The organism is Paraglaciecola sp., assembly GCF_030730205.1.
Classification (GTDB): Bacteria; Pseudomonadota; Gammaproteobacteria; order Enterobacterales; family Alteromonadaceae; genus Paraglaciecola.
Genome location: NZ_JANQVQ010000290.1, coordinates 1 through 8,138 on the forward strand (window position 1 = coordinate 1; position 8,138 = coordinate 8,138).

The window sequence follows — 8,138 nt, forward strand, 5'->3', positions numbered from 1 at the left end:
CCTATTTTGTGAGCAGGTAGACCTTTCTTCTCGATCCATTTATAGATGGTGTCGTTGGTGACACCCAAATACAGGGAGATGTCGTTGATGGAGAACCAACAGTCAGTCATTTCTTCCATTTGCTTTGCTCTATAATATAGGGTTCTAACACTGAAGATCGACTCTTTACAGTTAATACACTTATCAAAATGAATCAAATGATTTAGCTGTTTTGTCCTAGTTTAACTGATTATGATATGATTTGACTCAAGAATAAGACAGCGGCGTTAAGCGGTATGTGGAAATTACCTAAAGTTACCTACTCTATAGGTAGCTTTAGGTAATCGGTCTAAGCGCTCCGTTTAATCCAATTAGCGATCCTCTGCGCCCAAGGGTCAAGGGATTCGGGAGGTAACGAGCCAGGATGCTTTGATTCAGGATGTGGAATACCCTTGTTTGCGCCTTCTCCAAGTTGGCCTTTGAAATAATCTGAAGGCCAGCCCAAGGATTTTTTCATGATTCGCTGTAAGATAACTTTCTCATTATTTGCCACCCAACCTAGGGGTGAAGTTAACAACATGGTCGAAAGCTTGGCTGCACCATCAGAAGTGTCGATCTCAAGTATGGTATAGGACTTACCACCATGTTCTAACTCTACAATTGCGATACAACGCGGGTTCTGTTTATCGTTCAGCCAGTGTTTCTTACCATCGCCAACTTTTGGCAGCTTCACTAGCCTATCACTGACTTTTCTGCAGCCATGTTTGGATGTCAGTAGCTCTATCGCGCTGAAGAACGACTTAAATTTTCCGATATAGAGGTGCGCATCATCAGTTTGGTCATCTAAATTGTTCCAGGCTCCACCAGGAAGAGCACCGGACTCTTCTTTTTCATTTGGGCTAAGGTCTTTATCCAGAACCTCTTTGTCGCCATCCCCTATAAGGTTATTTACAGCCTTCGTATTCTGAGCAACACGATTAGTTATGTGCGGGTTTCTGAAGGATACTGAGACCTGCTCTGAATTGAGTGCCAAAGTAGCTTTATCAGAATCCGACAACTCGTCATCATCTAGATCAAACTCATCGGGTGCTTGGCCCTGTTTACCATCTCCTTTTGTAGGTTTTCCACCTAATTTGCGCTCATATCCAGGATGATAGAAATCGATCTCTCCTTCGACTTCCGATGGCAAATTATCTAACAGTTTGATTTCCCATACAAAGAAGCTGTTCGACACATTATCTGCCCAGCCTCGTGCACCTAGCTGCACTCCAGATAAGGATGGAGGTGAGAACTGAAAATTCCAATGCAGATAGCTTCCCTTCTGGTATTGATTTAGAGTCAGGTCTTTACCGATGCTTTCGAAGGATGTTCTGGCATCGCTATCTAACAGAACCCAACTAAGGAATCGCCGGTTATCGTCTCGATTAAAATAGGAAACCGGATATTCGGCACCTTCGCGAACGACAATCAGTGGCTGACCATCATCTCGTTTACTTAACATAAAATCTTCAGATAAGGCATCATGCTGTAAGCTAAGTCGAGCAAGGAAAGGATCGTGATAGAAAAGTACCCGCGCCATTTCTAATTGCGGAATGAAAACTCGCTTTCCATCCACATTGACGACAAAACAATTTTGGTTGCCATCATTGCCATGGTGATGTGCATTAAAAGCAGGGCAGTCAGAAGCCTTTGCTACTTCCCATTCCTGGGCACTGCCGATGATGAACTCAATCGGCAGCCCAGCTGGTTTCGCCACCAAGGTTGGGTTAAGCACTCTTTTTCTTGCAAGCACCGGGATGTTACTAAACTGCATGCTTTGAGGCTTTTTACCGGTTAAATCGATGTTGATCGCCCAGCCTTTTCGACCGACAACACGGAACAGGGAGCCGACACCTAGTATTTTTGAATCATCATCCAATTTTTTGAATCGCGCCTTGCTTTTACTCACTTAAGATCTCCATTAATAACTCAGAAACTAAATCAGTCATCCGCTTGTCACTCAAACCCGCCTCACGCAATAGAGACCAGCGTTTAATCTCTTGATGATTTTCTTTCATCGCTAAATATGCACGAGTTAGCCTTCGAGCTTGATATTCCGTTGTACTTTCCGAATGAAGCGAGAGCAGCAATGCACAGCGCGGCAGTCTGCTTAGGTTCTTCTCTACCGTTGCTCTTTGGCTTAAGTGATGAATCAGATAGGTTCTGCTCAAATGTGGCACGTTAAGGTCGTCGGCCAACCTTTCAATTATGTGTTTTAGTTCACGAGCGCATTGCCTATCCCTTTGAGACCAATCAACTCGCTTATTGTTGACTTCACTTTCTTTATGAAATTTTATGTCGATAGCCAACAACCAATCGTGATGACTTCGATAAAGGCGAGCGTATAAAGCTCGATTTCTTTGCCGAGCAGCTTTGGGATAGTGTTTACGCAATAAGTCAAGCCACTGCTGCTGATCAGGAGTCAACAAAGTTTCTACGGCTATTTCGTCGTTAATTTTGTGAGGGCTTTTAAGAACAGGTACAGGTATTATAGCTTCGGCTGTTTGAATAGCTTTTAAAATGCTCATCTGCCCTTCTGTTAGGGCAGTTACGGCTATGATGTGCTCAGCGAAGCTGAAACTTTTTCTGTGCTTTCGGAAGAGTGACTTGAGCCATGAAGTTTCAGTGTCGACCGGATATATACCTGCATCCTCTAACCATGACTTCCCCCAAAAACCTATTACCGCTTCTCGAATTCTTGAATGATCAATTCGCGCACCGTTTAAGAGACCAAATTTACCCGCGAGCTGTTTATAGAAAAGTGACCATTGAACAAATCTGGTCCCTTCACTACTAGTCTGTAATAGACAAACGCATTGCTCAGCAAAGAATTTGTCTTGCCTCTTAGAAGGGTGTTCATCAAGTACCTTGGCGGACTCTATTGGGATAAAGGTATGACGGTGCTTACCATCAAGTTCGATGCTCGTCCGGCTGAGCGCTCTGTGAATTGGGCAGACCGTAACGAGCGGAACCTGCCAAAGTCGGTGCAAATATCCTTCACCGTAATTTGACTGCTGATCTACCAAGCATTGCTTGCAAACATAGAGCTTAGTTTTCGCCTTAACCCTAGAAGCCGCAACACCTGAAGCAAGATGTGCTGCGCCTTGCGAACTATTTGTCATCCACTGTCGCAGTTTTAAGACGCGTTCCGGCGGCATGAATGGAGCATATATTGACCATAGCGTATGATGTTTGATCAAAAAATGAGAACTGAGTTCACTGTTTTCTGGATATTGGTCAGCGATTGATTGGACATGGCTAGGTAAATCTACCGTGGCGATGACTTTGCGATTCGAGAACACTTGGTCTAGCAACTGCTTAGGCGACGTTTCGCCATCATGCACGCCAGCTCTCGCAATTGTGCTGTACAGCAATTCCTCAGGATACGGTTTTGGAAACCCAAGCATCAATGTCCTACCGCCCAACCTTCAAGATCAAACATTTCACCATTCTGCTCTAAGCGCTCAACCAACGAAAGGTTTTCATCTTTGCAGTAGGCGAATTGATATCGCCAATCATCGGAGCTCAGATCCAACCAATCCTTTTCCTTAACTCTCGTACTCACTTGTTTTTTCTTTGTTGGTTTTTGCCCTTCTGAATACCATGCCGCAATTATCGATATCATGTCTGCACGACTCAGTTCAGGTTGTTCTTTAAATATACGTTTGACAAGCTGCTCAATAGTTTCTTCCTCATAGGAATCATCGAGCTGCAAAACGAGGTTGTATAATCGCAGCGCATCTTGATCTCCACCAAATAGCTTTTCCTCTTGTTTCTGGGCAACCTCAAGAATTTGTCTACCTAGTTCGATTATTCTTTTATCCAAATCCACAACGCGCATATCAGAATACTTCACAATTTTATCTGCATCGCCGGAACGCAAGGCATCCAACATAGGGTGTACAGGTTTTAGTTCTTGTTCATAAACTGAATTCAGAATACCAACAGTAATGCGCTCTTTTTTGTTAGCAATGGCGCGAAGCTGTGCCAGGACAAAAAGCTTTACTACGATATCCAGCACCCCCTGGGACAGGCTATACCAGCATTCTCTTATTTCATCATTAAGTGGATCATCCCCATGCCTGAGCCATTGGTATTTCCAAAGATTGTCTGTAAATCGCACCCAGTTGGGGTTAAGCAGTCTTTCGTTTTTCCGAGTGACATATTGCGGAATGGTTTCCCAATAAATCGACCCTAATCCAGCGCTGCGCCTTCCTGACTGAAGTTCCAGCTCAAATATTGGGCGTGCTTTAGGTGTACCAACTAAGACAATCGGGATGCCTACGGTATTCACCAATTCGACAAAGAATTCTAACATCTGCTCTTTGCCACCTGAGCGAACCTGACTCAAGCGTTGAATCTCATCAATAACCAAAACTCCAATTGCTCTGTTGTTAGCAGTTTGACGCATCAGGGCTAACATTTTTGGAACAGATAATCGCTGCTTGGCGTACCGGCGCTCATAGTCTGTGCCTAGCAGGTTATCAACTGCGCTAAAAAAGTTAAGGCACAAGCTTTCAAGATCACCGTTACTTGGGCATTCAATTTTCAGGTAGGTAACTTGAAAGCGATTTTCTTGTTCGTGATAGATCACCTGCGGATAAGTCGCTAAAACTCGTTCCAACGACTTGCTCTTACCTGCTCCAGAAACACCAATCAGAGACATGCTCCGGGCTGTAGTCTTTTCAACAGCAAAGTTTGCCAAAACGTCTCCACCAGACTTTATGAACTCATACCCTTCTTGAAGTTTTCGATTTAACGAACCGTCACTGATGTTTCTTCCGACATATCCCATGCGAAGCATTAGGTCGATTTTTTCTTGAAGCTGAACATGCTGTGAGAGCGGTTGAAAATAGTCGTCTAGCAACGAAACCACCATATGCATTCTAGATTTAGGCTCAGCTAATCGCTCAGACGGGTGGAATTCAACTTTACCTTTGATGCTCTTACCCGCTTGAGCAACGGTTAAGATTGGAGGAAGCGCTTCAATGAAAGGGTTGCCATCATACCGTTTAACGCCTGTCGGGCTATATGATGCGGTAACAAAATGATTAGGTCGCTCCATTAGTCGTCTCCATCATCAAATAGTTCATCTTCAAAGTCTGGGTAGTCATCATTGTCATCTGGCTGGGTCAGGTGTACGACTTTGGATGGTTGATTTTTCTTCGCAACGGTTGGCCGACGATTTTCCCGTTCTTTTTCGAGTTGCTCGGTGCGAGCACTACTAACCCCACGCATGCGTTCCGTGTTGGTAGCCGTCGGTCTAGGAGTTTGTTTTATGGCCGAAGATATAATTTCTTCTACCCGTTCCTCATGCTGGTTTCGGACTTTGTCGGCTTCCAACCAGTATTTAGATGCCTGTATTTTCGTAAGGCTTTGCTTACGCCATACTTCCCAGAACGATGAACCACGAAATTCCCTAGAAACATCTGAGATGCGGCATACCCAATGATCTCTGTTCCCTTTGGTATGAAACAGATACACTTCATTAGCAAAGTCGGGATCATATGCGACATCCACCGCCTCGGGTCTTGGCGACTTTCCGGATCGATGCATCCAACCCAATTCAATGATTTCGGGTGATGAATAGTAAACACCAAACACACAGATGCCTTGAACAGAAGCGCTTGCTTTTGCTCTAGGGAGAAGCGCTATTCGAACTGTTTCAGTACTAGCTTTCCTTAATCGCCCTGTGCGGTTCTGCAAACCCCAATTCCATAGATGAACAGGAATCGAAGGCAGTGCTGCAGGCATATCTTTAGCTCTATCGTATTTGGTCATCGGATCGATGAAGTTTCTCATTACAATTGAAGAAACTATAATTTCGGTAAACTCAGAAACTGTGAGCGTGCCATCCAGCCAATAGTTTTTCCCACCACGTTTTTTGACAGTCGGCCCTATCACTTCGCCTGGAGTAAAACCCTTGAACTCCGCTTGCAGCGTCCTAAATCGTTGCTCAACAATACCTTTTGCATCACCTCGGTAAGGCGGTGTATTTTCAATCCTGATTTTGTGACTCGATTCTAACCCTTCAATCTGATGCCCCTGTAGTTCACCTCTATCCGCAAGAATTGCTTCCGGTAATCCTGCAGCTGGCCATGAAAAACTATTAGTATCAATTGCAAGATCGCTGAAGATATGACTCTTATCTGTCAATGCCAAATGTAGGGCTTGAAACGCTGCAACGTAGGAAGGGTTTTCAAAACCAATATACCAACCTACAATAAAGCGAGAAAAAACGTCTATAACTATATAAACGGTGGGACGACCTACTGGCTGGTTGCGATCGTGGTTAGCCACTAAGATCACGTCAGCAATAGTAGCGTCGATTTCGTATCTTGACCCCGGGCCTAACGCCTGCGTTGTAGCGGTACTCAAAAGAGGTCGAATGTCTTTCTGGTAAATAATATCCGGAACAGCAGCCCTAACTTTTTCAACATGGCTGTATTCACGCTCAAAAAAATAGCCCATTTGTCGCTTTGTTGGTTTTTCTGACTCAGCGACATTTGGAAACAACTGCTCGTATAGTTTTTTCAGTCTCCTATGGGCACGGGCAATCGTAAAATTCTTATTCAGAACATATTTATCAATAACAATTCGGAATAGCTTTTCTGTCTTTTCGTCAATTAAGGCACCTGTACCTTCCATATAGACACGCGGTCGGCCGAGCTTTTTATCTTTTACTGTTCTTTTGGTTCCTTTCGCACCTGAGTTTTTGTAGTCTGGTAACAGGGCGTTTGGTGTTTGACCTCGCTGCCAATAGCGACGAATCAATTTATACAAATAAGGGCGCGAAACTTTCCCTGTAGCCAGTATTTCGGCTATATGTTTCGTTCTGACTTTCTTGACATAGAACTGTGGGTCTTCAACTAGTGGTGAGATAACCAAGTAGTTTTTATCACGAATTGCTGCATCTTTCGACCCTTCTTCCGGCAATAAACTTTGAACATACTCATACGGATCATCCACGCGGGTCATCTTTTCCTGCAATAACAGATCATTGAGTTGCTCGATTCTGGCGAAGTCTGGCAAGGCTTTAGAGTCATCCAACGATATCCAGACGACATGACGCTCAATAGAAACAAGTATTCGATACAACTTGTCCTGCAGGTTTAAAACTTCGTTAACTTGAAACACGCCACACCTCCTGCAACACATGCTGACCTTCAGCAACTAAATCTGAGCAACGTAACTCAGTGAATGGCTTTGTGATGTCAAAATGAAAGAAGCGCTGTGCCAATAATCGCTTGAATTGAAATAAGGCTTCTCCTGGATCGAAGTCATAAGCGGTGTCCAAGCGAATGCATAGGTCGATGACCCTAAGGCTTTTATCCTGAGGAATCTGCTTTAGAAACAATGAAAAATAGGTCAGTAGCTCGTCCTGGCTAGCATCGTCTTCGATATGGTTGTAAAGAACACCAATGTTCTCAAAAACAGGCCTAGGTATTTGATTCTCATTCACTAGAAAGAAAGGGACCTCTTTTTCAGCCCAATACATGCGCTCTATTTGCAACTTCTCCACTGTTCTAGAATCTTGAAAAGCACTTCTACTCTTCACCTGAATAGCAAACCTTGGTTTGCTTCTATCTTCGGAATCTACGACAAAATCACTACTCATATATTGATCCACACCCTGAACATTTGGATGCTCGACGCCAAGTTGATTACATATTTCTCGGGTTAACTCCCGATCTAATGGAAATTGCTCGCGAATGTCGGTGGTTATTGGTCGCCATTGGAGGAAGAAGAAAGTAGCGAGTTCGAGGTCGGAAAGGAGATGATGGGTACGTTGAGTAAGATGGCCAAAAATTCTGTGTGATCTACCTTGGGAGGGTACGTCACGTATAGTAAGCCAAGGCTTATAGTCAGGACCTGATCCCTGACCCCGGCCTTCTTTGATCCAGCGCTCATTTTTAGCTTCTGAATTCCAGTATTGCTTCTTGCCCATACTAAATTGCCATCTGAATTAACTTATTTCTAAGTTAGTTCAAATGGCAAAAATTAACAACTATATTGTTTTGTTAACAACTTTATTGTCTTGTTAACAACTTTATTGTTCACCAACAAACCTTACGGTTTTGTAAATGCCATTATTCGACCGTAACACTTTTTGCTAGATT

The 8,138-nt window shown here is 43.8% G+C and carries 6 protein-coding genes; all 6 read right to left on the minus strand.

The annotated features are described in order from the left end of the window. A partial coding sequence (locus NWQ57_RS18545) for a helix-turn-helix domain-containing protein (RefSeq protein ID WP_306023669.1) occupies positions 1-119 on the minus strand: 119 nt, incomplete at its 3' end. A 209-nt stretch (positions 120-328) separates the two neighbouring features. Further along, positions 329-1,927: a Tn7-like element transposition protein TnsE gene (locus tag NWQ57_RS18550; protein ID WP_306023664.1), complete on the minus strand. Its 1,599-nt coding sequence runs from the start codon at positions 1,925-1,927 to the stop codon at positions 329-331. Beyond that, positions 1,920-3,425, minus strand: a complete 1,506-nt coding sequence (locus tag NWQ57_RS18555) for a TnsD family Tn7-like transposition protein (protein ID WP_306023665.1) — start codon at positions 3,423-3,425, stop codon at positions 1,920-1,922. Before NWQ57_RS18555 ends, NWQ57_RS18550 begins: the two co-directional genes overlap by 8 nt. Then, a complete protein-coding gene (locus NWQ57_RS18560; protein ID WP_306023666.1) occupies positions 3,425-5,083 on the minus strand; it encodes an AAA family ATPase in 1,659 nt (552 codons plus the stop codon). The genes NWQ57_RS18555 and NWQ57_RS18560 overlap by 1 nt, the downstream gene beginning before the upstream one ends. Continuing rightward, complete coding sequence (locus tag NWQ57_RS18565) at positions 5,083-7,155, minus strand: Mu transposase C-terminal domain-containing protein (protein WP_306023667.1); 2,073 nt, start codon at positions 7,153-7,155, stop codon at positions 5,083-5,085. Before NWQ57_RS18565 ends, NWQ57_RS18560 begins: the two co-directional genes overlap by 1 nt. After that, positions 7,142-7,966 carry a TnsA endonuclease N-terminal domain-containing protein gene (locus tag NWQ57_RS18570; RefSeq protein WP_306023668.1) on the minus strand — a complete coding sequence of 275 codons (825 nt, stop codon included), beginning with the start codon at positions 7,964-7,966 and terminating at the stop codon, positions 7,142-7,144. The genes NWQ57_RS18565 and NWQ57_RS18570 overlap by 14 nt, the downstream gene beginning before the upstream one ends. Positions 7,967-8,138 lie beyond the last annotated feature (172 nt).